Raw genomic sequence first — 21,182 nt, forward strand, 5'->3', positions numbered from 1 at the left:
TTCCTTTCAGTTGCCGGTCACGGAGAAGTGAGCAGTTCGGCGGCGCGCAGCACGGCCTGTGCCGCTTCGGCAGGACGGGTACGCAGGAAGTAGTGGCCGCCGTCGGCGAGTTCGTGCAGGTCGACCTGATCGGCGAGGAGCTGCCAGTCGCGATGGCGACGTGGGTACTCCGCGGTGCTCGGATCGTCGGCGGCAACGACCACGGTGACCGGCGCGGACAACTTCGGCACCGGCGGGTTGTCCAGGACGTCGGCGAAATAGCGGTGTGCGGACAGGCAGTCGTGCCGGTAGGCGGCACCGATGCGCTCGGCGTGCTGTGCATCCAGCTCACCGAGCTCGGGGTAACCGCCGCCCGCGCTCAGCATGCCGGTGATCTCGGCGTCGCTGCGCCCGGTCAGCTCTGTGATGCCGGCGCGCCGGTCGGCGGCGTTGCCGAGCAGCTGCGCGCCGAGGAACACCCGCTGGACGTCCACCCCGCGCTCCTGCAGTTTCCTGGCCGTCTCCACGGCCGACGCGGCGCCCGAGGAGTGGCCCCAGAGCAGGACCCTGGTCAGGCCACGCCGGATGATCTCGACGACGACCTGCTCGACCACCTGTGCCATCGGCGCGAACGGCTCGCTCCCGGCGGCCATGTCGTGACCGGGCGGCTCGACCGCGTAGACCGCCGGCCCGCCGCTCGGCAGAGCCCCGGCCATCGGCTGGAAGTTCACCGCGTTGCCGCCGGCGTAGGGGAAGCACACCAGGGCAGCGGTCCGCGTACCGTCCGATTCCGACAGTGACTGAATCAGCCCGGAGTGCCCGGAGCGCAGCGCGGACCTGCCGTCGACCAGCCCGGCCAGATCGGCCAGGACGGGGTGACGGGTGACGTCCTTGAGGGACACCGCACGGTCCAGGGTGATGGCCAGCTTCACTGCCGACAGCGATGTGCCGCCACGGTCGAAGAAGTGGTCCCGCCGTCCGATCTGGTTCTGGGGGATGCCGAGTACCTTCGCCCACGCGGCCGCGAGCTGCTGTTCGGTCGGCGTGTTCGGTGCGCGGTACTCGTCCTGGACGAGGCCGAGTTCTCCGGCGAGCGCCTGCAAGGTCTTCCTGTCGATCTTGCTGTTGGCCGTCAGGGGCAGACTTTCCCGCCAGTGGAAGGCCGACGGGACCATGTAATCGGGCAGCGATTCACCGAGCCGGTCCAGCAGGACGTCTTCCTCGAGTGGCCGCCGACCGGAATAGAACGCCACCAGGTGCTTGCTCTGGTCGGCCCGCTCGGTGACCACCACTGCACCGTCGCGCACACCAGGCACCCGCAACAGGGTGTTCTCGATCTCGCCGATCTCGATCCGGAAGCCACGAATCTTTACCTGCGTGTCCCGGCGGCCGAGGAACTCCAGCTTGCCCTCGGGCTGCCAGCGGCCGTAGTCGCCGCCCCGGTAGAGCCGGGCGCCCGCACGGTGCGGATCGGCCAGGTAGGCCTGCCGGGTGCGCTCGGGGTCGTTGACGTATCCGCGGCCCACGCAGACGCCGGAGAAGACGATCAGACCGGGGGCGCCGAGCGGCACCGGGGTCAGGTGCTCGTCGACGACATAGACGTGCACGTTGTTGACCGCGGGACCCAGCAGGACGCGGTCCCCGTCGGGCACGCGGTCCATGACCTCGTGGTTGGTGTCGTCCGACGTCTCGGTCAGTCCGTAGGCGTTGACCAGCTTGATTCCGGCCTGGGCGGCGAACCAGCGCTGCGTGAGCTCCTTCTTCAGCGCCTCGCCGGTGACCGACACGCACCGCAGGTCCGGCAGCTCGCGGGGGTGCTGCGTCAGATACGACACGACGACGTCCAGGTAGGAGGGTACGACCTGGAGGACGGCGACCCGGCCGTCAACGATCTTGTCGACGAACCGTCGGACGTCCAGGATCACCTCCTGCTCCACCAGCAGGGTCCGGCCCCCGACCAGGAGCCCGGACACCAGTTGCCACAGCGAGATGTCGAAGCACTGGGGTGCGGTCTGGGCGACCACCTGTCCCTCGCCGATCCCCAGGTCGTCGATCTTGGCGTAGAGGTGGTTGAGCATGCCCGCGTGCTCGCACATCGCGCCCTTGGGCTCCCCGGTGGACCCCGAGGTGAAATAGATGTAGGCGAGCTGGTCCGGTGCGACGCGGAGGCCCAGATCGTCGTCGGCATGGTTCTCCTCGTAGGCTGCGCCGACGAGGAGCTTCTGGACCCCGGACAGCGATTCGAGGGCCCGGTCGAGCGTGGAAGTGCTGCCGGGTTCGGTCAGCACGAGCTCGCATGCGGCGCGGGAGAGCATGGTTGCGAGGCGATCGGCCGGGAAATGCGGCTCGATGGGCAGGTACACGCCGCCGGCCTTGAAGACCGCGAGCACGGCGGCCATCCAGTCCAGGTTGCGCTCGGTCACCACCGCGACGACACCCTCGGGGCGAAGCCCCCGCGCCAGCAGGGCCCGTGCCAGCCGGTTGGCACGCGCGTTCAGTTCCCGATACGTCAGCTGCCGCTCTCCGTGGGTCGCCGCGACGGCGTCCGGGTGTGCCGCCACCCGCTGCTCGAACAACTCGTGGAACCGGTGGTCCGGGAGCTCCCGGCGCGGACCGGCGAGCGCCTCGATCTGGAAGCGGAGTTCGTCGGCGGAGAGCAGGCTCTGCCGCTCGTGTTCGGCGTCCGGATCGGCGGAGATCAGTGCGAGCGCGGTGAGGTGGTATGCGGCGATCCTGACGGCGCAGTCCGCGTCGAGCGCGTCGGTCCGGTACCGCAGCCGCAGTGCGAGCCGACCGCGGCGTTGCGAGAATCCCACCCACAGCACGGTGTCATCGGCGAGTTCGCCGCCCGAGCCGTGCGGATCGAACACGGTCTCCATCGACCGTTCGGCCAGGTCCAGTTCGCGCCTGAGCTCATCGACCGGAAAGTCCTTGTGCGCCAGCAGATCTGACGCGACTCGATGGGTGTCCAGCAGCAGTGTCCGCCACGAGGGGGGTTCGGTCGTCAGTCGGCAGGGCAGCGGACGGCTGCCTTCCGCCGTGACGTAACCGGTCGCGACCTCGTGCTCGCCGGACAGCGCGGCGAGCACCTTGGCGTGCGCGGCCAGCAGTACCGAGTCGAGTGGCATCGCCAGGTTCTCGGCCAGCCGGCCCAACGCTGCCACGACGTCGTCCGGGATCGTCGCCTCGTGTTCGCCGACGCCCGTCATCGGATTGAGCGTCCACCGCGGTATTGCGGTGAATTCACCGGCGACGAGCACAGCGCGCCAGAACTCCCGGTCGGCCTGCACGTGCATTCCCATCTGGTCGTCCCTCTCCGTTCACCGTCGCCACCGTGCTGTTCGGCGCCGACAAGGGCGGCGCTGCTACACCTTCTGCGTCAGTGCCTCGGGCTGATAGGGGGCATCTCGCATTTCCGTGGCGGGATTTCCTCCCCAGCGTGCGTGCTGGGGGACTTCCTCGCCTTTCATGAGAAAGGAGTCCGGGGCGAGCTCCGCGCCGTCGCCCATCGTCACGCCGTAGTGGACGTGGGCTCCCACACCGAGGGTGCAGCCGGCGCCGATGGTGCTGCGATCGGACTTGAAGGTGCCGTCCTCCTGCGAGTGGCACTGGATCTTGCTTCCGGCATTGAGCGTGCAGTCGCTTCCGATGGTGGTGAGCGTCCGCTCCGTCAGGTAGCAGCCGTCGTCGAAGACCCTGCTGCCGAGCCGAACCCCCAGCATCCGCCAGATCACGTTCTTGAAAGGGGTGCCGTTGAAGACGTCGAGGTACTTGTCAGGCACCTTCCAGAGGCGCTCGTGCCACCAGAAGTACGGGTCGTAGATGGAACACAACTGCGGTCGCAGCGCGCGGAATGCCGCGATACCGCGCTCCACCAGTACGAAGTAGACCGCGGTGAACCCAAGGCTGAAGACCAGGAACACGGGGATCAGTACATGCCCGTAGGAATCGTACAGATCGGCGTTCGCCAGCCCGAGCATCGTGAGCACGAAGAAATGCAGCCACCGCACGAGCAGGAAGAGGATCATCGAGCGTATGTTGTAGCGGTTCTTTGCGGCGAGGTTGCGGCGCAACTCGTCACCGGCCCGGAGATGGTCGAACCGGGAGTCGCGCTCGACCGACCGGGGAATCTCGAAGCACGGCGAGCCGAGCAGGCCCACCCCCTCCCGCACCTCGCCGTCGAGCGGAACCATCACCTTCGTCGCGAGGAGGCAGTTCTCGCCCGTCTTGGCCCCTGAGGGATAGGCGATGTTGTTCCCGAGGAAGTTGTGTGCCCCGATCGAGGCCCGGGACACCCGGAAGGACGTGCTCGAGAAATCGGCGTTGATGACGGAGAGCCCGTCGGCGACCATCGTTCCACTGCCGACGGAGCACAGATACGGGGACTCGTGCTGCACTTCCGTGCCGAAGTTCGACCCGGTCTGCTCGACCCGGGACAAGTCGTATCCGAGGCCGCGCAAATAGGGGACGATGTAGGAGCTGTCCCCGAACAGCCAGGTGAAGAACTTGATGTTGGTCATGCGCCCGATGGCCCGGTGTACCGAGTAGTGAAACCCGTACAGCGGATAGACCTTGCCCGGTTTGACGGCCAGGTTCAGCAGGCGCGGAACGGTGAACAGGACGGCAAGGCCCACGACGACGAAGCCGAAGAACAGCACGAAGGAAAGGATCAGCGCGTCGATGTAGAGATCCGGCGAGGTGAACCCCAGAACACCCGGGCCCAGCCGGTTGTGCAGCGCCGGAACCAGGGTCACCAGCATGTACGCGCCCCCGACAGCCAGCGGCACGTAGAGGAAGAACAGCTGAAGCACGGTGAGGAGACCGAAGCCGGCCCGACGCAGCGTGCCGCACTTGGCCGGCCCGATCCTCAGGTAGTCGTGCTCCGTGAGCTGTGCCGGTGATCCGTGCCGGCGCTGGCCGTCCGGGACCACCTGGCCGCTGTACAGCGTGGACGTGTGGCCGAGTTGTGCGCCGTCGCCCATCGACGTGTCGATGTCGAGCACGGTCTTCTCGCCGATGAACACGTCCCGGCCGAGGTTGACCCTGCCGGTCCGGATACGGCCGGCGTGTGCCCGGTAGCAGAGGAAGAACGAGTCTTTGCGGATCACCGTGCCGGCGCCGATCGTCAGCAGGTCGGTGCAGACCGGAACGTTGCGGGAGAGGATCGTGACTCCCTTGCCGATCCGCGCGCCCAGGGCACGCAGGTAGAGCACGTACAGGGGATTGCCGACGAAGAAAATCATCGGATTGGCGTGGATCAGCACCTTGACGGTCCAGAAGCGCAGATACGTCAGACCCCAGACCGGGAACTCGCGTGATTTCCACCGGCCGATGAGGAGCCATTTGGCCACGATCGGGAAGGTGCACAGGCCGACGAAGCCGACGCCACCGAAGACGAACGATCGCAGGTAGATGCCGATCACATCCGAGCCGGAGGAGACCCATGCATAGCCTCGGTCGGCAAAAAGTCCGGCGAGGAAGGAATATCCCAGGAAAAGCAGGAACTGCAGCGTTCCACAGAGGACGTACCGGACCGTTCCGGCAGGGGGAACCACCTCGGTCGACACCGGGACCTGCGGCTCGGCAGGGGTGGGTGCGGCGTCCGCGATTTCCGTCGCCAGGCTTCGGATCGTGGGGTGCCGGTAGATGTCCTTCATCGACGCCGAGGGGAGGTCCGTCCTTTTCCTGACCCGTGCGCAGAAATGAGCCATCACCAACGAGTTGGCGCCGAGTTCATCGAAGAAATGGCTGTCGACCGAAACTCTCTCGACGCCCATGACGTCAGCCAGCAATTCGGCGAGGTTCGTCTCGATGCCGGTACTCGGGCCGGTGCACCTGCGCTCGTCGATCGCAGATTCATCCGACCCGGGCGTCAGGACGTCGACGGATTTCTCCTCCATGCGAGCTCCTTGAGAAACATTCGAGCGCCATCGGTCACGATGGTCGGCGCCCCGACACTCGCGCTTTTCGATGGCCGGAGCGAGCAATCCGGAATTCCGAGGTCGGGATCTGTTGTCCAGTTCCCAAACCGCTGCCCAGTCTCTGCTGCTCACCGTCGGGCTGCCACTCGAACTCGATCACGTCGGCGCGGCTGCGACTCTCGGCGGCGCCCGGGGGTCCTCGCTGCCAGAGGCCCGGCGTCGGGAGAGCGGAGCACTCGCCGCCCGATTTCATTCCTCATGCACGATCCGGCCCGATACGACGGCGATGAGCTGCACACGGCTCTCGCCCTACTGCATACGAGTGGCGTGGGCCCGATCCGGGACGGGGCGGCGCCGGTGGCGGGCGGCGGAGTGCCCGGCAGGTCGGGGCTGCCCGAAAGTCACGGATGTGCCGGGCCTTGAATCCCCGGCGTTCGGGGATCCCGGCCTCGGCTGGGACGAGCGCTGCGTCAGGCTGGGTATGCGTGCGTCTGTGCGGCCTTGACCGCGGCCCAGACCGGGGCTCCCGGATGGAGGTCGAGTTCGGCTGCGGCGACCGTGGTCAGGTCGGCAGCGAGGGGGAGCTCGCCGGTGAGGTCCGCGCGGATCTGGTCGCCGTGCGTTTCGAGTCCGGTGACCTCGCAGTGCCACAGATTGCGGGCGCTGGACCCGGTGGGCCGGTCGCGATGGAGGGTGACTGCGCCGGGCGGGAACGCGACGAAGGCGGGGCCGGTGAGATCCTCGGTGGTGGTGATCGCCGGGCCCGGGTCGAGCTGCACGGTGTGCCCCTCGGCCAGTCCCTTGTAGAGGTTCAGGCCGACCAGTTGGGCGATGTAGTCGGTACGTGGACGGCGGGCGATGTCGGAAGGGGTGCCCTCCTGGACGACCCGGCCGTGCTCGATGACGACCAGCCGGTCGGCCAGCACCATGGCGTCCAGCGGATCGTGCGTGACCAGCACGGCGACTGCCTCGAAGTCGGCGAGGTGGCGGCGGAGTTGGGCGCGTACATCGAGGCGGGTGCGGGCGTCGAGCGCGGCCAGTGGTTCGTCGAGCAGCAGCAGGCGGGGGTGGGTGGCCAGAGCGCGGGCGAGGGCGACGCGCTGGGCCTGGCCGCCGGAGAGCCGGCGGGGTTTGGCGCCGGCGTGGTCGGCGAGGCCCATGCGGTCCAGCCACTCGGCGGCCTGTGCGCGTGCCTCTGCCTTGGACGCGCCCTGACAGCGGGGGCCGAATGCGATGTTGTCGAGGGCGGAGAGGTGCGGGAAGAGCAGGTAGTCCTGGAAGACGACGCCGACCGGACGGGACTCGGGCGGCGTACGGTCCAGTGCGACGCCGTCGAGACGCAGATGACCGCCGGTGAGTGGGGTGAGACCTGCGAGCGCGCGCAGGGCGGTGGTCTTGCCCGCGCCGTTGGGCCCGAGGAGGGCCACGACGTCGCCGGGCGCGGCCGTCAGCGCCACGTCGAGGTGGAAGGCGCCGTGGTTGACGACCAGACGGGCGTCCAGGCCCGCGGCGGACGCGTCCGTGGTGGGGAGGCTGCCCGTGGCGTCATCGATGTCCGTCATGAGGGGTTCGTCCAGCGGTTGCGCGGTGGGGGAACAGGAATCGAAGCGCCGGCGGTCCGGCGCCTCGGCGATTCCGGGCGGACTGCGAGCGGCTCACGGGCGGTTCGGGTCATGAGGCCGTCATCCAACGGTCCCGCAGTCCGGCCAGGACCGCGATCGACACGGCGAGCAGGACCAGGCTCAGCGCGATGGCGGCGGCCGGGTCGTTCTGGAGGGCGAGGTAGACGGCCAGCGGCATGGTCTGCGTACGGCCGGGAAAGTTGCCCGCGAAGGTGATCGTCGCGCCGAACTCGCCGAGCGCGCGGGCCCATGCCAGCACGGCACCCGCTGCGATGCCCGGCGCGACAAGCGGCAGGGTGACCCGGCGGAACGCGGTGAAGCGGGAGGCGCCCAGCGTGGTGGCGGCCTCCTCGTACCGGGGATCGGCCGCCCGTAGGGTGCCCTCCACGCTGATGACGAGAAACGGCATCGCCACGAATGCCTCCGCGACAACCACTCCCGCCGTCGTGAACGGCAGCGTGATCCCGAAGGCCGAGTCCAGCCACTGCCCCACGACACCGTTGCGCCCCAGCGCCAGCAGCAGTGCCACACCACCCACCACGGGCGGCAGGACGAGCGGCAGCGTCACCAGGGCCCGTACGAAACCGCGCCCCGGGAAGTCCGTGCGCGCGAGAAGCCAGGCCAGCGGCACGCCCAGCACCAGGCTCACCGCGGTCGCAGCGGTCGCGCACACCAGGGACAACTGAAGGGCCTGCCACACCTCCGTGCTGGTCAGCTGGTCCGGCAGGCTGCGCCAGGGAGCCCGTACGAGAAGGGCGATCAGTGGCAGCAACAGAAACGCCAGGCCGACGAGCGCGGGCAGCAGAAGAGGCAGAGGCACCCTGCCCCGGGCGTCCGCCCGCACGCGCCGGCGCCGCGGCCCGCCCCTGCGGGCCTTGCCACCCGCGAGGAGCTCGTCCGCGGCGCCGGACCTGTCCAGCGCGGTCACGGCTTGAGGAACCCGGCCGCCGTCAGGACCTTCTGGCCCTCGGCGGACTGCACCAGCGCGATGAACGCCTTCGCCGCGTCGGCGTTGGGCGCGTCCTTGAGCAGCGTGATCGGGTAGTCGTTGATGGCCCCGGTGGACTCGGGGAACTCCACGCCCTCCACCCTGTCACCCGCCGCCTTCACATCGGTCCTGTAGACCACGGCGGCGTCCGCCTCCTTCAGTTCCACCTTGGTCAGGGCGCTCTTGACGTCCTGCTCGTACGAGACCGGGGTGAGCTCGAGCCTGCTGGCCTCCAGCGCCTTCTGCGCGGCCGCCCCGCACGGCACCGTCTTGTCGCACAGCACGACCTTGAGGCCGGACTTGGTGAGGTCCTTGAGGGAGGAGACCTTGTCGGGGTTGCCCGGCAGGGTCGCGATCTCCAGCTGGTTGCGCACGAAGGTGGACGGCGTGCCGACCGCGTCCTTCGCGTCGGTGACGATCGCCATCGTCTTCGGGCTGGCGGCGGCGAAGACGTCGGCCGGGGCGCCGCCGGTGATGCTGGCGGCGAGGGTGTCGCTGCCGCCGAAGTTGAAGGTGACCTTCGTACCCGGATGGGTCTTCTCGAACCCCTTGCCCAGGGTCGTGAAGCTCTCCTTGAGCGAGGCGGCGGCGAAGACGGTCACCGTGCCGGAGAGCTTCTTCGACGAGTCCGCGGACGCCGAGGAGTCCGGCTCGGCCGAGGAGTTGTCGGACGAGGAGCAGGCGCTCAGTGCCAGCAGCGCAGCGGCGCCTGCTCCGGCCATCTGCAGGGTCCGGCGGGTCCGGCGTGCGGAACGGGTCATCACGGGGTCTACTCCCTCTGGTTTCTTCCGGAAGAGTCCGTCGGACTCTTCCGCGGCCTCTCGACGACCCATCGGGTCGACTTGATCACGGCAACCGCCGGAGCATCAGGCTCCGGCGCCAGTTCCTCATCCGGGTCCCGGTTGAGGACGGACACCACCCGGAACGGCCCGGGCTGGATCCCCACCCGCGCCGACACCTCTCCGAGGTTCCGTTGTCCGTCCGCTCGGCGCGGTGCAACTCCCGGGCGCAGGAAGCCGGTTCCGGCCTGTGGATCATCCGTCGGCCCAGCTCGTCACGCTCGGCCTGCAAGGGTCCGCCCCGACCCGGCGCCGCGGTGTGCCGACGCTCGCATCGAGGCGGCTGCTTCCCCGACCCGGTAGGTGCATGTGCAGATCATACTGCCGCAGATGCAAGCTGGAAGTCTTCTGTGTCATCGCATGAGCTGGACTGTCTGGAGATGATGGTGGGCATGTGCGTTTATACGGGACTGCTGCCCGGGTATCGACATCCGGGAGGTGGTAGCCCGTGAGTCGTTCCCTTCCGGCCGTCGACCCGGTGGCAGAGGTCGCCCTGTCCGGCGACCTCGCGCGGCCGGCCCGGCTGTCGGTGCCCGACCTGCTCGCCTGGCCCCAGCACCGGGTACAGGTGAGCTTCGAGTGCGCCACCAGCGGAATCCAGCACCATTGCTTCGCAGGTCCGCTGCTGCACGATGTCCTGTCCGATGCCGGCCCCGCCTTCGACCCCACCCGACGCAAGGACCGCCTGCGCTTCCTGATCGCCGTGACGGGCGCGGACGGCCACCACGCCGTCCTGTCCTGGGCGGAGATCGACCCCGACTTCGGCCGTGCGTCCGTCCTGCTCGCGGCCAGCGTCGACGACACCCCGCTCGACGGGGCCGGCCCGCAGCTCGTGCTGCCACAGGACCGCTGCGGCGCCCGGCACATCAGCGGCATCAGCGCGATACGCGTGGACGGCGGCTACACGGCGTGGACGTGACACCGGCGAGGCGAACCCGGTGGGGCTTCGACAGTTCCATGAGGGGCTGCTCGCTCTCGGCTGACGCGCAGCCGCCACGCCCACCGCATCCGGGGCCGGCCACACCCGGTCGCGGGTCGGCGAAAGCTCCGTGAAGCGCACGCCGGTGGCGTCCCGCAGGGCCAGGCGGACCGCATGGCCCTGTACGACCGGGAGGGCTCGAGCGGGTGCCGGCCTTTCGTCCGCCGCAGCCGGCGCGGCGCCGCACGGTGACCTCGTCACCGTCGACGCACTGCCGGGCGCGCTCCCACCCGGTGGACGCGTGGCCTCCGGCCGCCGTCCGTACGTGTCCGCTCAGGTGCGGTCGATGTGCACGCTGGTCGACTTCACGCGGGCGGTGGCCTCCACGCCGACCTCCAGGCCCAGTTCCTCCACGGCCTCCCGGGTCAGCAACGAGACCAGCCGGTGCGGCCCGGCCTGGATCTCCACCTGGGCCGCGACATCGCCGAGCTTGACGGCGGTGACGATGCCTGGAAAGGCGTTGCGGACAGAGGTGTACGAGGCGTCCTCCTCGCCACCACCGGTCCTGGCGACCTCGATCGAGAAGGCGGCCAGATCCCTGCCGTCGATGAGCCGGCGTCCACTCTTGTCCCGATGCGTGGCCACCCGGCCTGCATCCGCCCACCGCCGCGCGGTGTCCGGGCTCACGCCCAACAGACGGGCCGCCTGCCCGATTGTGTAGGATTGCATAAGCGTCAAGATAGTTACATATTCCTTGCATATGCAAGCTCTTAGCCGTGATGGCGTTGGCATGCGCCGCACCCCTTGAGTGGGCTGCGGCCGCCCGGCCCCGGTGGGAATGCGGTCGCGAAAGTCTAGTAGGGCTTTGCCGGACGGCGCCGTACGCGGGGCTGCCTCGGGGAGGGGTGTCGGCGGGTGGGGCAGGCGCCGGTCCCGGGCTCCGCACTCGGTGCGCGGCCGGGCGCCGTGCCGAGGGCCTTGACCGCCGGGCCACGACGTGACAGCACCCCGGCGGACCCGGCCCGTCGGCCCCACCTCTCCAGGGCCGGGTCGCAGTCCATTCCGTGAGGCGCGCCATGAAGTGCGTCACAGTGCTGTACGTGGACCGGGTCGGTCATCGGGGCTCCGGCGCCCGCAACGCCCCACCTCTGTCGGCCGATCCGAGGGTTCCTCGCCGATGGGCCGGGCGCTACGTCGCCCCAGAGCAACTTAGGTCACCCTTCCCCGTTGCTGTGGTCGCCTGGTACATGTGGGATTCCATCAGCGCATCGGAAGTATCGCCATGAACAAGGAAGATCCCACCGATCTCATACCCTTCACGATCGATCTGACCTCGGACGAAGCCCGGCGTCGGGCCGAGGTCATGGCCGCACTCGGGCCCGACTGGGACCCGGTCGCCGTTCTCCAGGGCGAGGACGAGGCGTACGCACTGCTCTACTCGGGCCTGGACGCCGAGCAGCAGCGCACCTACGACCTGCTGGTGGCTGCCGGTGTCCTGCCGGGAAAGGAGCCGGGCCGTGAGGCTGCCCATTGACCCACAGGCGGACGTGGCCCGCCGTGCCTGGATGGCCTGCCCCGTCTGCGACGACGCCCGCCATTGCGGGACCTGCGCAGACCGCCGTAACTGCGCTGATCACTGGCGCTACTTGATATCCACCAAGGGGCCGGTCGTTCACCTTCAGTGTCCGCAGTGCACGCACATGTGGTCGGTGAACACGCGGCCCGACGTCACCTGCCGCGACGACAGCACCCCCGGCTTCTGACCGACGGCGGGCCGGGCGAAAGGTCGCAGCTCATGCCACCGGCCGCCTGATCACAGGTCGGCGGGGCCTTTCCACCGGACGAAGGCATCGGTGCTCGGCCGGAGTCCGGAGAACCGTCCCGACGGGGGAGCGCTCCCGGAGCAATCGACGGACGTCCGCCTCGAATCACCTCGGCGTGGTGGGCGGCGAGCTCATCCCTCCGGCAAGCGTCCTCGATCGCGACGAAACGGGCGGCGAGCATGCTTGGGGCGAAGTGGCCGTGGAGCTGCCCCAGAACCTGGATCGCGGTGCGGGCACCGATCTGGCGCTCCGTCAGCGCGAGGTCGAGCGCGGCTTCCTTCGCGTCGCGAAGGCGGCGGTGCCCGTACGCGAACAGCAGCCGGGTCGACGCGCCGTCGGGGTCGCCGGAGTTCCGTTGTCGATGGGGCCCGGGAGCGGTGCGACCGGGGTACGTGGCCATGGCGACGGCAACGGACCTCGGTATCCGTCCATGCGAGAACGGCAGGCGGATCCGGGCAGGAAAATCTGGAACAAGGCAATCCCGCAAGCGCTCTGGAGCGTATCCCGTCTGGAAGCCTCTTCAGGAGGGAAGCTCATGGCGATCTTCAGTCACCTCATCCCCGCGAAATACCGTAACGACAAGAGGGACATGACGTCGAGGAACTTCGACGACCACGGATTCGACGATCACGGATTCGACGACCACGGAAGGGATCACGGTCGCCATCGTCGTCACTCCCACCACGGTCACCACTGGTGACTGCACAGGACGGCTGAGCGGGCCGGGGCTCCTGGACCGTTCAGCCGACGATCTTGAGGAACGCGTCCATGAGACGTGTCTCGCTCCATGTTCTGCGGCGGCTGCTGGCGGTGGCCGATGATCCCGACGCGGTCGTCGCCGCCGCGCCGCCGGTCGCCCCGCGTGACGCGTTCCGTCGCTTCTGGCCCTGCACACGCGGTGGCCGGCGCTTCCTCATTCCGATACTCGTCTTCAGCGTGATCGGACCCGTCGTCGACGCGGCCGAGATCTGGCTCTTCAAGATCGTGGTGGACGACGTCCTCGTTCCGCGCGATCTGCGTCCCTTTCTCTGGATCGCCCTGGCATACACAGGACTCGTCATCGGCTCCGGCGTTCTGGGGTTCGCCGACGACGTGACGTCCACCTGGGTCAGCGAGCGCTTCCTGCTGGCCCTGCGGTCGGATGTGTTCCGGCACGTCCAGGGCCTCTCGCTCGGGTTCTTCGAACGACGGCGGCTGGGGGACGTGCTGTCGCGTATCACGGGCGATGTCGACGCGGTCGAGACGTTTCTGCTCTCGGGGGTGGCGGACGGCCTCTACTACGTGATCCGGCTGGGCGTCTTCCTGGGGCTGCTGTTCTACCTGAGGTGGGATCTGACCATCCTCGCGCTCGTCATCGTGCCGCTTTTCTGGTGCGCGGCCCGCCGCTTCTCCCGGCTGATCAAGGCCGCATCGCGGGAGTGGCGGCGGCGCAGCGGTTCGATCAGCGCGATCGCCGAGGAGTCGCTCGGCAACATCGCGCTGGTGCAGGCGTACAACCGGCAGGAGACCGAGGAAGACCGGTTCGCACGTGAGAGCGTGGGAAAGTTCCGCGCGGCGATGGCCTCGGCACGCATCCATGCTGTCTACAGCCCCATCGTCGAGGTCATCGAACTGACCGGCGCGCTGGCCGTCATGGGCCTGGGCACATGGAAGCTGGCCCAGGGGCAGCTCACGCTGGGCGGGCTGCTGGTCTTCCTCGCGCTGCTGAGCAGCCTCTACAGTCCGATCCGCGGTCTGTCCCACCTCACCAACACGTTTTACGCGGCGTCCGCCTCCGCCGAGCGGATCATCGAGTTGCTCGACCAGCGCCCCCAAGTCGTCGAAGCCGCCGATGCCCGGAGGGTCGGGCGGGCACGGGGCGACATCGAATTCCGGGGCGTCTCCTTCCGCTATCCGGGTACGTCCCGGTGGGCGCTGTCCGATGTGTCGTTCCATGTGACGCCCGGCACGACGCTGGCGCTGGTCGGTGCGAGCGGTGCCGGAAAATCCACGGTCGGGAAACTGCAACTGCGCTTCTACGATCCGGATCAGGGGTCAGTCCTCCTCGACGGCACCGACCTCAGGGACCTGCAGCTGTCCGAGCTGCGCGAGAACGTCGCGGTGGTACTGCAGGAGACGCTCGTGTTCCACGGCACCGTACGGGAGAACATCGCCTACGGCCGCCCGGACGCGGCAGAGGCGGACATCGTCGCGGCGGCGCGCGCCGCCGACGCCCATGACTTCATCCAGCTGCTTCCCGAGGGTTACGACACCGTGGTGGGTCAGCGCGGCCGCACGCTGTCCGGCGGCCAGGCCCAGCGACTCGCGATCGCCCGCGCGATGATCAGGGACGCGCCCGTACTGATCCTGGACGAACCGACCACCGGCCTGGACACCCAGTCGGGCCGCCGGATCATGGAGCCGCTGCGCCGACTCATGGCCGGGCGGACCACCATCGTCATCTCGCACAATCTGATCACCACCCACGACGCCACCTCCACCGTGGTGTTGGACGGCGGCCGGGTCGTCGAACGCGGCACGCACGAGGACCTGCTCCTGCGCGACGGGGCCTACGCCCGGCTTCACCGGCTGAACGGAGTGACCGTCCCGGCCCTCTCGGTCTCCCCACCCGCTCGGAAGGTTCTCTCATGAGCCGCGTCATGTCCCGACCGGTTCCGCCCCTCGCGCCCGGAACGATCCCCGCGCCGGGGTACGAGGTCCTGGCGCACCTGGCCCGGACCGGCTGGCTCGACCTCTACGACGCCTGGAGCGAGGAGCGGGACTGCCGATGCGTCGTGAAGGTCCTGCGCCCCGACCACCGCCACGAGGAGCAGCTGCGCGACCGGCTGCTGCGAGAGGGTCGTTGGCTCCGGACATTCACCCATCCGCACCTGGTCCGCGCTTACGAGACCTTCGAGTCGCCCGAGCCGCTCGTGGTGATGGAAACGCTGACGGGCGAAACGCTGGCCCACCTCATCGGCCGGTTGCGCCGCCGGCCGGCCGCCGCGGACGTGGCCCTTCTCGGCGTGCACCTGTGTTCCGCGATGCACTACCTCCACGGTCATGGCCTGTTGCACCTGGACCTCAAGCCGGCCAATGTCGTCGTCGACTGCGGGCACACCAAAGTGCTCGACCTGAGCGTCGCACGACCGCCCGGAAGCGTACCTCCGGGCATCGGCACCTTCCGCTACATGGCTCCCGAACAGGCGCGTGGCGGGCCGCTGTCGGCCGCGGCCGACGTGTGGGGCATCGGCGCAACGCTGTACGAAGTCGCCGTAGGCCACGTGCCGTTCGACATCGGCGTCACCACGGACGGGACCGACGACAGCGACGACACGGGCGGCGAGGACGACTGGTATCCGCAGCTTGAGGAACCTGCTCGGCCCATCCGGTCCCGCCGGCGCCTCCCGCGTGATCTCGCCACGGCCATCGACAGCTGCCTGCGGCCCGATCCGGCTGCCAGGCCCACGATTTCCGAACTCGCCGCCGCCCTCGACGCGGCGCTGCCCCAGCCGCGACGCCACATCGCTGGGCCGGAGGACGACTGACACGGCAGGCGGCCGCTTGCGATGATGCCGAGTCGGTCGATGAACGGGGCGGGCGATGTGCGAGGCAGGAGACCGGGACGTCAGAGGTCGACGGGTTCGCGGATGAGCGGAAAGGGGAGGCGCCCCTCGGGGCGTGTCCGAGAGGCGCCACGGCGGACGGCCGGCCAAGGGACGGGAGAACCGTCAGGTCCAGAGTCGGTATGTCACCGTTCTCGGCATCCCCGACGGCCTGCTGTCGGTGAAGACGAGATGGAGCTGGGTGTAGTGCCGCTGGTGAGGATGCTTCTTCAGCGGCTCCGAGCGGTCGAGCCTGACGGTCACGGGATGGGAGTGGAACGTGCCGGCGGCGCAGAACGGCCGGCAGTCGTTCACTACGTTGAGCCCGCGGCCCGTGGCGAAATTGGGTTTCCAGGCCGACCACCGGAGCCCGGTGAGGATGCTGTTGCCATCCCCGCAGGCGATCAAGAACTCGTTCGGGCGTACTTGAGGATGCGAGAAGCAGTCGACGATCACGACGTCGGAGGGTGACCGTGTCTTTGTGGAAGCGGATGCCGGTGCGATCGCTGTTGCGAGCGACGCCGCGGCACAGATCAATACCGCTGCCTTCAGCTTGTGTCTCTGCATGTCCGCTCCCAGCCGTCTCTCTCCGAGCCCATCTGGCCTTAGCCGTACGCCTGGTCCGCCCCGGGGCGCGATCTGCGGATCCGGAGCAGATGCCGGACGGTGCTGCTGGCCCCTTCGCAAGGGTTGTTCCGATATCGACGCTACGGCCGCGTTCAGGGACGCACCACCCGCGCAGGTAACAACTTCGCAAAATGGAAGAAATATGAACATCTTCTCGCACGCGAGCGGAGTCCACGAAGGCCTCGGAGGTGGCGGATCGGAGCTGTGTCCCGTCTACGGCAACCGCGCAGGCGGAGCCTTCATACGGGGAGCTTCCCGGGATCCCAGATCCGCAACCCGCCCGGCGCCGCTCTCCCTGAGCCAGGCCAGAAAGGTGAGAACGAAGATGCCTTCCACCACCAAGGACAGGACGCCGTACGGCGGCTCCCAGCCGGCTTCGCGATAGTCCGGCAGCCCGACGGTGCGGGACAGCAGGAATCCGATGATCATGCCGATGCTGGTGATTGCCCCGATCAGCCATGCGCCGAACGGTTGCCTCTGAAGGGCGAGTGCTGCGGCGACGGCGAGCATGACCACGCTGCCGACCAGGAACAGAATGCCGATGTAGGGCATCTCCCTCAGGTGGGAAGGAACCAGCGAGAGGTGGATCACCGCGTTGGCCAGGGCGCAGAACGCTGCGGTCCCACGCAGTGCGAGGTGGGTCGTGCGAGACGTCATCACGACTCCAGGGGTCCGAGGCGGCCGACGCCGCCGTGCTTCTGACAGGGGCTGCGGACCGGGGCCACGCCGGGGCGTTGCCGGTGCCCGCCGAGCCTTCCGGTCCTGGGACCGGTCGGCCACTGTCGTTCGTAGGAGCGTGCCTTTCTTACCTACGGTGCTGCCGGGCCAAGGGTTCATGATCGGCCCGGTCCGGGTGGGCCGGCGCGGCGTGTTCGCGCCAGGAGGCTGTGGTACCTGGCCGGCGACCCGGGTTCCGCCCCAGTTCTTCGGCAGCGCCGAGGGCCGTCGGGCGGAGGCAATCCCTGGGGGCTCGTGTTACGTAGGGAGTATGCGCAGGATTGGCATTCCCCTGGAGCGGGTGCCCGACGAAGCGCTGCTGGCCGGCCTCATGACCGGCGATCCCGAGATCGCCGTGGCCTTCGTTCGGCGGTTCCAGCGCCGGGTTTTCGGCGTGGCCGTCGCTGTGGTCGGAGACGTCCAGCTCGCCGAGGACATCGCTCAGCAGACCTTCGAGCGCGCCTGCCGACACGCTCAGGTCTACGACCCGCGCCGGGGATCGGTGCCCACCTGGCTGGCGGCCATCGCGCATAACCTTGCGATTGACGCCGTACGCGCCCGCAAGGCCACTCCAGTCGACCCCGCAGACCTGGAGAACATGATGGAGACCGTCACCAGCACGCCGGAGCGGCAGGCGCTCTCCGCCGAAACCGCAGCGGAACTGCATCGAGCGGTTGCCGCGCTGCCGCGCGATCAGGCACGTGCGTTGGTGATGGCCGGCATCTACGGGATGACGGCTCAGCAGGTCGCCGATTTCGAGAAGATCCCGCTCGGTACCGCCAAGACCCGGATCAGGGCAGCCATGGGCAAGCTCCGCGCATCCCTCGCGACCAAGCAGGCGGACCACGATGACTGAAACCCGTGGATTCACCTGTGAGCAGCTCCGCGAGATCGGTGCCGAGCTGGCGCTCGGCGTTCTGCCCGCCAAGGAGCGGGCCGGGGCGATGGACCACCTGGAGCACTGTCCCGCCTGCCGCGAATACGTCCACGAGCTGGTGGCCACGGCGGACGCGCTGCTGGATCTTGTCCCGGGAAGCGAACCGCCGGTCGGCTTCGAGGACAGGGTGATGGACCGGCTGGGACTGTCTTCCGGGCGACGGCCGCTCCGGCGCGTACGGTGGCGGCGCTTCGCCCTCGCCGCAGCGGCAGCCGCGGCGGGCCTTGCCCTTGTCGGTGGCGGGGGTTGGGTGCTCGGCGCATCCGTCGGCCGTCCGGCTCCGGTCGCGCCGATCGTCTCTCCGGTGCAGTCGCACCTGCTCACCGCCCCACTCACCTACAGGGGCGAAGCGCGCGGGCAGATTTTCCTCTACACCGGAGCCTCGCCCTGGCTGTACATGACGGTGAAGGCCGACGGGCACTCCGGCACCGTCCGGTGCCAGCTTCAGCGGGCGGACGGCTCCACCGTCCAGGTCGGTACCTTCACCCTCAGCAAGGACGGTTACGGCGCCTGGGGTGCGCCCTACTCCGCCGGCGCGGCGCCGGTCACCGGCGTCCACCTGCTCGCCGCTGACGGCTCCGTGGTCGCCGCCGCCACCTTCGGACAGTCCTACCACTGAGCAGGGGATGTACTGCCACGGACCGCGAGCAGACCCTCGGTGGCCGTCAACCTGTCTGTCCCAGCCGCGCCGCCGTCTCGATGCGTCGGAGCGGACGCGCACCTTGGGGAAATACCCTCGGGGTATCTCCTTCCGAAGTTCGGCGAATCGCCTCCGTGTGCGGACCGGCCGGAGGTCTAAGCGGTCGCGTACACGCGGCTCGCGAACTCGGCGATCTGTTCGTCGCGCAGGTTCTTCGCGAGATTGGCCTCCGTGATCATGCCGACCAGGCGGTGGCCGCTCTGGACGTCGATCACCGGCAGCCGCTTGATCTGATGTTCCTCCATGGTCGTCAGAACCTCGGAGGCATCCGCTGCGGCATCGATCCAGTGGACCTTGGCACTGAGGGACCCGGCCTGCACGGTCGCCGGGTCGACGCCCTCGGCGCAGCACGTGATGACGATGTCGCGGTCGGTGATCAAGCCGGTGAGCCTGTTGTTGTCGCCGCAGATGGGCAGGCAACCGACGTTGAGATCGCGCATCATTTTCGCCACGTCCAACAGTGACTGGTGCGCACCGACGCACTGCACGCCACTGGACATGATGTCTCGCGCTAGCAGCTTGGCAGCCATGATTTCCTCCGTCCTCGACAGCGTTGCCCCTCCGTCATCGATCACAACACGAATGGCTCAGCGTCGCTCCCCGGATGCGACGGCGAAGTAGCGGATCCCGAATCGGCCGCGACCGGGCGCGGATCCAGGCGCTCGTGCAACCCTTCACGTGCCGTCGCCCGTGAGTGCCGGCCCGGCGGCTGTGCGGCGCGGTCGACATCCGGACCGCCGGCCGCTACGGCTCCACGTGGCCGAATCCCACCTCGAAGCGCTCGACCGAGACAACCCGTTGGCCTTCCCTGTGGGCGACTTCCTCGCGGAGCCGGGTGGCCCGGTCCTCGCTGGCCTGCATGGCCTGCTCGTCGTCCCACAGAGTCAGGGACGCGGCCTTCCCGGAGGCCCGGTTGACGAGGTAGTACACGCCCCGGAAGCCGGAAACTTCCCGGATCTGCGCGAGAATCGCTTCCCAGTTCGCGGTCAGGTCTCCCTCCGCAGGAACGGGTGAACCCTGATAGGTGCTCAGCCTCGCGAACATGGCTGCCACCCCTTTCCTGGCCGGCTGCCGGTCGGGAGGACAAGCAGCCTCAGATCCAGCGTGCTCCGGCAGGCCGCACGCCGCATGCCGGAGCACGCTGCCACGCGTCCACTGACCCGTGCGGGGATGGTTCGTGCTGTGCGAGATGTATGCCCGACTTTGTACCGGCAGTGACGGCATGCCCGACGCCCCTCGGGAGGGGCGTGCTTCCCGGGCCCGGGGCCGCGTCTCGTTGCGCCCTTACCCCTGCGCCTGTGCTCCCGACCCACCCGCACGGGGGGTGTGCGCACCAACCCCTCTCCTGCCTCCGGAAGGTTGCGCAGCAAGCGTCCTGATGGTGCGTCAGGTGATGGAGCGTTCCGCACCGGCGGGAACGCCGGAGGGGGGTGGCGTCGCATCTGGGTGCGCCGCGGGGAGGAAGGGGGCCGGTCGAGGCGGACGCGGAGGGGGCGGCGGGCGGTCGGTGCGTTCGGCACCGACGAGGGCGAGGCTCCGGTCACCCTCGGTGTGTGCGCGCTGACGATCGGGTCGGCTTGGAGGGTGGCTGTGGCATCGGCGGCGATGCGGGTTCGATGCCCGCCTGCCGACGGCCGGGCCTGACCTGCGCCTCCTGGCCCGGTCTCACTATGTAGTCCAACTTGACATTAGTTCGCCTTATGGAAGATAAAGAAGGTCCTTTGGGCTGAACCTCACACAGTGTGACATTCGACGTGTGGCAGCCAACGATCGTCTACGTGAATGAGTAAAGCCGTGTCCCACGCCGCCGTCCCGGATCAGCCGACCGACCCCGCCGCGGACTGGGAGGCATGGCGCGCCGAGCGGCGCCGCTCGGTCACTTCGCCCGCGGGGAACCTCGCTCTCGTCGAGACCCGCTGGGCCCCTGCCGGTGAGCGCCCCGACCTCGATGCGGCCCGTGCCGGACAGCCGGAGACTGTGACCGTCACCACAGTCGAGCGCACCGACTTCGTCACCGGCGACCCCGAGCACGGCCTGCGCTTCTGGGACGCGCAGTCGCCCGCGATCCAGAACTTCGAGCGCACCGACGTCTTCCCGTACGACCCGGCCTGGGTGCTGGAGGCCTCGTACACCCCGGTGCCCGGTGCCCGGCGGGTGGGGTTCGAGCACATCCGGGACAACGGTGGTACCCGTGACCTCGCCGTGCCGGGAGACATCGTGCTCACCCTGGACGGCCGGGACTACACGCTGAGCGCCTTCGACGACGACGGGACCCTGCTGCTCGTCTTCGGCGACCCCACCAACGGCGACACCACGTACGGCGCCGGGCGCTTCCTCTTCGTCACCCACATCGGCGAGGGCCGCGTCCTTCTCGACTTCAACCGCGCCTTCGTGCCGCCCTGCGGATTCTCCGACCAGTACAACTGTCCGATGCCGCCGCGGCAGAACCGTTTCCACCTGCCCGTCGAGGCCGGCGAGAAGCGCCCCGTCTTCCGCGACGGCTTCCCCGCGCAGCACTGACCGACC

Annotated in this window: 19 protein-coding genes; 9 read left to right on the forward strand and 10 right to left on the reverse strand. The window is 68.8% G+C overall.

All coding sequences use genetic code 11. The features are described from left to right. Window positions 1-17: 17 nt before the first annotated feature. From ACFU6I_RS04520 to modA, 5 genes are all read right to left on the reverse strand, one after another. Complete coding sequence (locus tag ACFU6I_RS04520; protein WP_384361430.1) at window positions 18-3,281, reverse strand: amino acid adenylation domain-containing protein; 3,264 nt, start codon at window positions 3,279-3,281, stop codon at window positions 18-20. 63 nt (window positions 3,282-3,344) lie between these two features. Continuing rightward, window positions 3,345-5,879 (reverse strand): Pls/PosA family non-ribosomal peptide synthetase, encoded by a 2,535-nt coding sequence (locus ACFU6I_RS04525; protein ID WP_384361433.1) that lies wholly within the window; start codon window positions 5,877-5,879, stop codon window positions 3,345-3,347. A 491-nt stretch (window positions 5,880-6,370) separates the two neighbouring features. Next, window positions 6,371-7,462, reverse strand: a complete 1,092-nt coding sequence (locus ACFU6I_RS04530; RefSeq protein WP_384361436.1) for an ABC transporter ATP-binding protein — start codon at window positions 7,460-7,462, stop codon at window positions 6,371-6,373. Window positions 7,463-7,571: 109 nt separating this feature from the next. Continuing rightward, entirely contained in the window at window positions 7,572-8,450 is an 879-nt protein-coding gene (gene modB, locus ACFU6I_RS04535; RefSeq protein ID WP_384361439.1) for a molybdate ABC transporter permease subunit, read from the reverse strand. Next, window positions 8,447-9,271 (reverse strand): molybdate ABC transporter substrate-binding protein, encoded by an 825-nt coding sequence (modA, locus tag ACFU6I_RS04540; protein WP_384361442.1) that lies wholly within the window; start codon window positions 9,269-9,271, stop codon window positions 8,447-8,449. Before modA ends, modB begins: the two co-directional genes overlap by 4 nt. A gap of 526 nt (window positions 9,272-9,797) precedes the next feature. Here modA and ACFU6I_RS04545 point away from each other — a divergent pair. Beyond that, window positions 9,798-10,268: a molybdopterin-dependent oxidoreductase gene (locus ACFU6I_RS04545; RefSeq protein WP_384361445.1), complete on the forward strand. Its 471-nt coding sequence runs from the start codon at window positions 9,798-9,800 to the stop codon at window positions 10,266-10,268. A 333-nt stretch (window positions 10,269-10,601) separates the two neighbouring features. Here ACFU6I_RS04545 and ACFU6I_RS04550 read toward each other — a convergent pair whose 3' ends face one another. Continuing rightward, a complete protein-coding gene (locus tag ACFU6I_RS04550) occupies window positions 10,602-10,997 on the reverse strand; it encodes a molybdopterin-binding protein (protein ID WP_384361448.1) in 396 nt (131 codons plus the stop codon). Between the two features lie 553 nt (window positions 10,998-11,550). On the opposite strand from ACFU6I_RS04550, the gene ACFU6I_RS04555 reads away from it, so the two are divergent. From ACFU6I_RS04555 to ACFU6I_RS04575, 5 genes are all read left to right on the forward strand, one after another. Beyond that, window positions 11,551-11,802 (forward strand): DUF6400 family protein, encoded by a 252-nt coding sequence (locus ACFU6I_RS04555; RefSeq protein WP_384361451.1) that lies wholly within the window; start codon window positions 11,551-11,553, stop codon window positions 11,800-11,802. Then, complete coding sequence (locus ACFU6I_RS04560) at window positions 11,786-12,031, forward strand: hypothetical protein (RefSeq protein ID WP_345510769.1); 246 nt, start codon at window positions 11,786-11,788, stop codon at window positions 12,029-12,031. Before ACFU6I_RS04555 ends, ACFU6I_RS04560 begins: the two co-directional genes overlap by 17 nt. Window positions 12,032-12,209: 178 nt before the next feature. Further along, window positions 12,210-12,791 (forward strand): hypothetical protein, encoded by a 582-nt coding sequence (locus ACFU6I_RS04565; RefSeq protein WP_384361454.1) that lies wholly within the window; start codon window positions 12,210-12,212, stop codon window positions 12,789-12,791. Between the two features lie 68 nt (window positions 12,792-12,859). Continuing rightward, window positions 12,860-14,722: an ABC transporter ATP-binding protein gene (locus ACFU6I_RS04570; protein ID WP_384361457.1), complete on the forward strand. Its 1,863-nt coding sequence runs from the start codon at window positions 12,860-12,862 to the stop codon at window positions 14,720-14,722. Beyond that, window positions 14,719-15,618 (forward strand): serine/threonine-protein kinase, encoded by a 900-nt coding sequence (locus tag ACFU6I_RS04575; protein WP_384361460.1) that lies wholly within the window; start codon window positions 14,719-14,721, stop codon window positions 15,616-15,618. The genes ACFU6I_RS04570 and ACFU6I_RS04575 overlap by 4 nt, the downstream gene beginning before the upstream one ends. A 183-nt stretch (window positions 15,619-15,801) precedes the next feature. Here the strand turns inward: ACFU6I_RS04575 and ACFU6I_RS04580 are convergent, their stop codons facing one another. After that, window positions 15,802-16,242 carry a hypothetical protein gene (locus tag ACFU6I_RS04580; protein WP_384361463.1) on the reverse strand — a complete coding sequence of 147 codons (441 nt, stop codon included), beginning with the start codon at window positions 16,240-16,242 and terminating at the stop codon, window positions 15,802-15,804. Window positions 16,243-16,515: 273 nt separating this feature from the next. Beyond that, complete coding sequence (locus tag ACFU6I_RS04585; RefSeq protein WP_384361466.1) at window positions 16,516-16,959, reverse strand: hypothetical protein; 444 nt, start codon at window positions 16,957-16,959, stop codon at window positions 16,516-16,518. 331 nt (window positions 16,960-17,290) lie between these two features. Between ACFU6I_RS04585 and ACFU6I_RS04590 the strand changes: the two genes are divergently transcribed. Continuing rightward, window positions 17,291-17,875, forward strand: a complete 585-nt coding sequence (locus tag ACFU6I_RS04590) for an RNA polymerase sigma factor (RefSeq protein WP_384361468.1) — start codon at window positions 17,291-17,293, stop codon at window positions 17,873-17,875. Then, a complete protein-coding gene (locus tag ACFU6I_RS04595; protein WP_384361471.1) occupies window positions 17,868-18,575 on the forward strand; it encodes a hypothetical protein in 708 nt (235 codons plus the stop codon). Before ACFU6I_RS04590 ends, ACFU6I_RS04595 begins: the two co-directional genes overlap by 8 nt. Before the next feature lie 176 nt (window positions 18,576-18,751). Here ACFU6I_RS04595 and ACFU6I_RS04600 read toward each other — a convergent pair whose 3' ends face one another. Both ACFU6I_RS04600 and ACFU6I_RS04605 read right to left on the reverse strand, forming a co-directional pair. Next, window positions 18,752-19,186 (reverse strand): CBS domain-containing protein, encoded by a 435-nt coding sequence (locus tag ACFU6I_RS04600; RefSeq protein ID WP_384361474.1) that lies wholly within the window; start codon window positions 19,184-19,186, stop codon window positions 18,752-18,754. A gap of 214 nt (window positions 19,187-19,400) precedes the next feature. Further along, on the reverse strand, window positions 19,401-19,700 hold the full coding sequence (locus ACFU6I_RS04605) for a hypothetical protein (RefSeq protein WP_384361477.1): 300 nt from the start codon (window positions 19,698-19,700) through the stop codon (window positions 19,401-19,403). A gap of 738 nt (window positions 19,701-20,438) precedes the next feature. Between ACFU6I_RS04605 and ACFU6I_RS04610 the strand changes: the two genes are divergently transcribed. Beyond that, window positions 20,439-21,176, forward strand: a complete 738-nt coding sequence (locus tag ACFU6I_RS04610) for a DUF1684 domain-containing protein (RefSeq protein WP_345510780.1) — start codon at window positions 20,439-20,441, stop codon at window positions 21,174-21,176. Window positions 21,177-21,182: the final 6 nt, after the last annotated feature.

It is taken from the genome of Streptomyces sp. NPDC057486 (genome assembly GCF_042802415.1).
GTDB classification, from domain to species: domain Bacteria; phylum Actinomycetota; class Actinomycetes; order Streptomycetales; family Streptomycetaceae; genus Streptomyces; species Streptomyces yanii.

Excerpts from the sequence above, each read along its gene's own strand:
- ACFU6I_RS04520 (WP_384361430.1), bottom strand. The coding sequence starts at position 3,281 with ATGGGAATGCACGTGCAGGCCGACCGGGAGTTCTGGCGCGCTGTGCTC.
- ACFU6I_RS04525 (WP_384361433.1), bottom strand. The coding sequence starts at position 5,879 with ATGGAGGAGAAATCCGTCGACGTCCTGACGCCCGGGTCGGATGAATCT.
- ACFU6I_RS04530 (WP_384361436.1), bottom strand. The coding sequence starts at position 7,462 with ATGACGGACATCGATGACGCCACGGGCAGCCTCCCCACCACGGACGCG.
- modA (WP_384361442.1), bottom strand. The coding sequence starts at position 9,271 with ATGACCCGTTCCGCACGCCGGACCCGCCGGACCCTGCAGATGGCCGGA.
- ACFU6I_RS04550 (WP_384361448.1), bottom strand. The coding sequence starts at position 10,997 with ATGCAATCCTACACAATCGGGCAGGCGGCCCGTCTGTTGGGCGTGAGC.
- ACFU6I_RS04555 (WP_384361451.1), top strand. The coding sequence starts at position 11,551 with ATGAACAAGGAAGATCCCACCGATCTCATACCCTTCACGATCGATCTG.
- ACFU6I_RS04570 (WP_384361457.1), top strand. The coding sequence starts at position 12,860 with ATGAGACGTGTCTCGCTCCATGTTCTGCGGCGGCTGCTGGCGGTGGCC.
- ACFU6I_RS04575 (WP_384361460.1), top strand. The coding sequence starts at position 14,719 with ATGAGCCGCGTCATGTCCCGACCGGTTCCGCCCCTCGCGCCCGGAACG.
- ACFU6I_RS04580 (WP_384361463.1), bottom strand. The coding sequence starts at position 16,242 with ATGCAGAGACACAAGCTGAAGGCAGCGGTATTGATCTGTGCCGCGGCG.
- ACFU6I_RS04585 (WP_384361466.1), bottom strand. The coding sequence starts at position 16,959 with ATGACGTCTCGCACGACCCACCTCGCACTGCGTGGGACCGCAGCGTTC.
- ACFU6I_RS04590 (WP_384361468.1), top strand. The coding sequence starts at position 17,291 with ATGCGCAGGATTGGCATTCCCCTGGAGCGGGTGCCCGACGAAGCGCTG.
- ACFU6I_RS04595 (WP_384361471.1), top strand. The coding sequence starts at position 17,868 with ATGACTGAAACCCGTGGATTCACCTGTGAGCAGCTCCGCGAGATCGGT.
- ACFU6I_RS04600 (WP_384361474.1), bottom strand. The coding sequence starts at position 19,186 with ATGGCTGCCAAGCTGCTAGCGCGAGACATCATGTCCAGTGGCGTGCAG.
- ACFU6I_RS04605 (WP_384361477.1), bottom strand. The coding sequence starts at position 19,700 with ATGTTCGCGAGGCTGAGCACCTATCAGGGTTCACCCGTTCCTGCGGAG.
- ACFU6I_RS04610 (WP_345510780.1), top strand. The coding sequence starts at position 20,439 with ATGAGTAAAGCCGTGTCCCACGCCGCCGTCCCGGATCAGCCGACCGAC.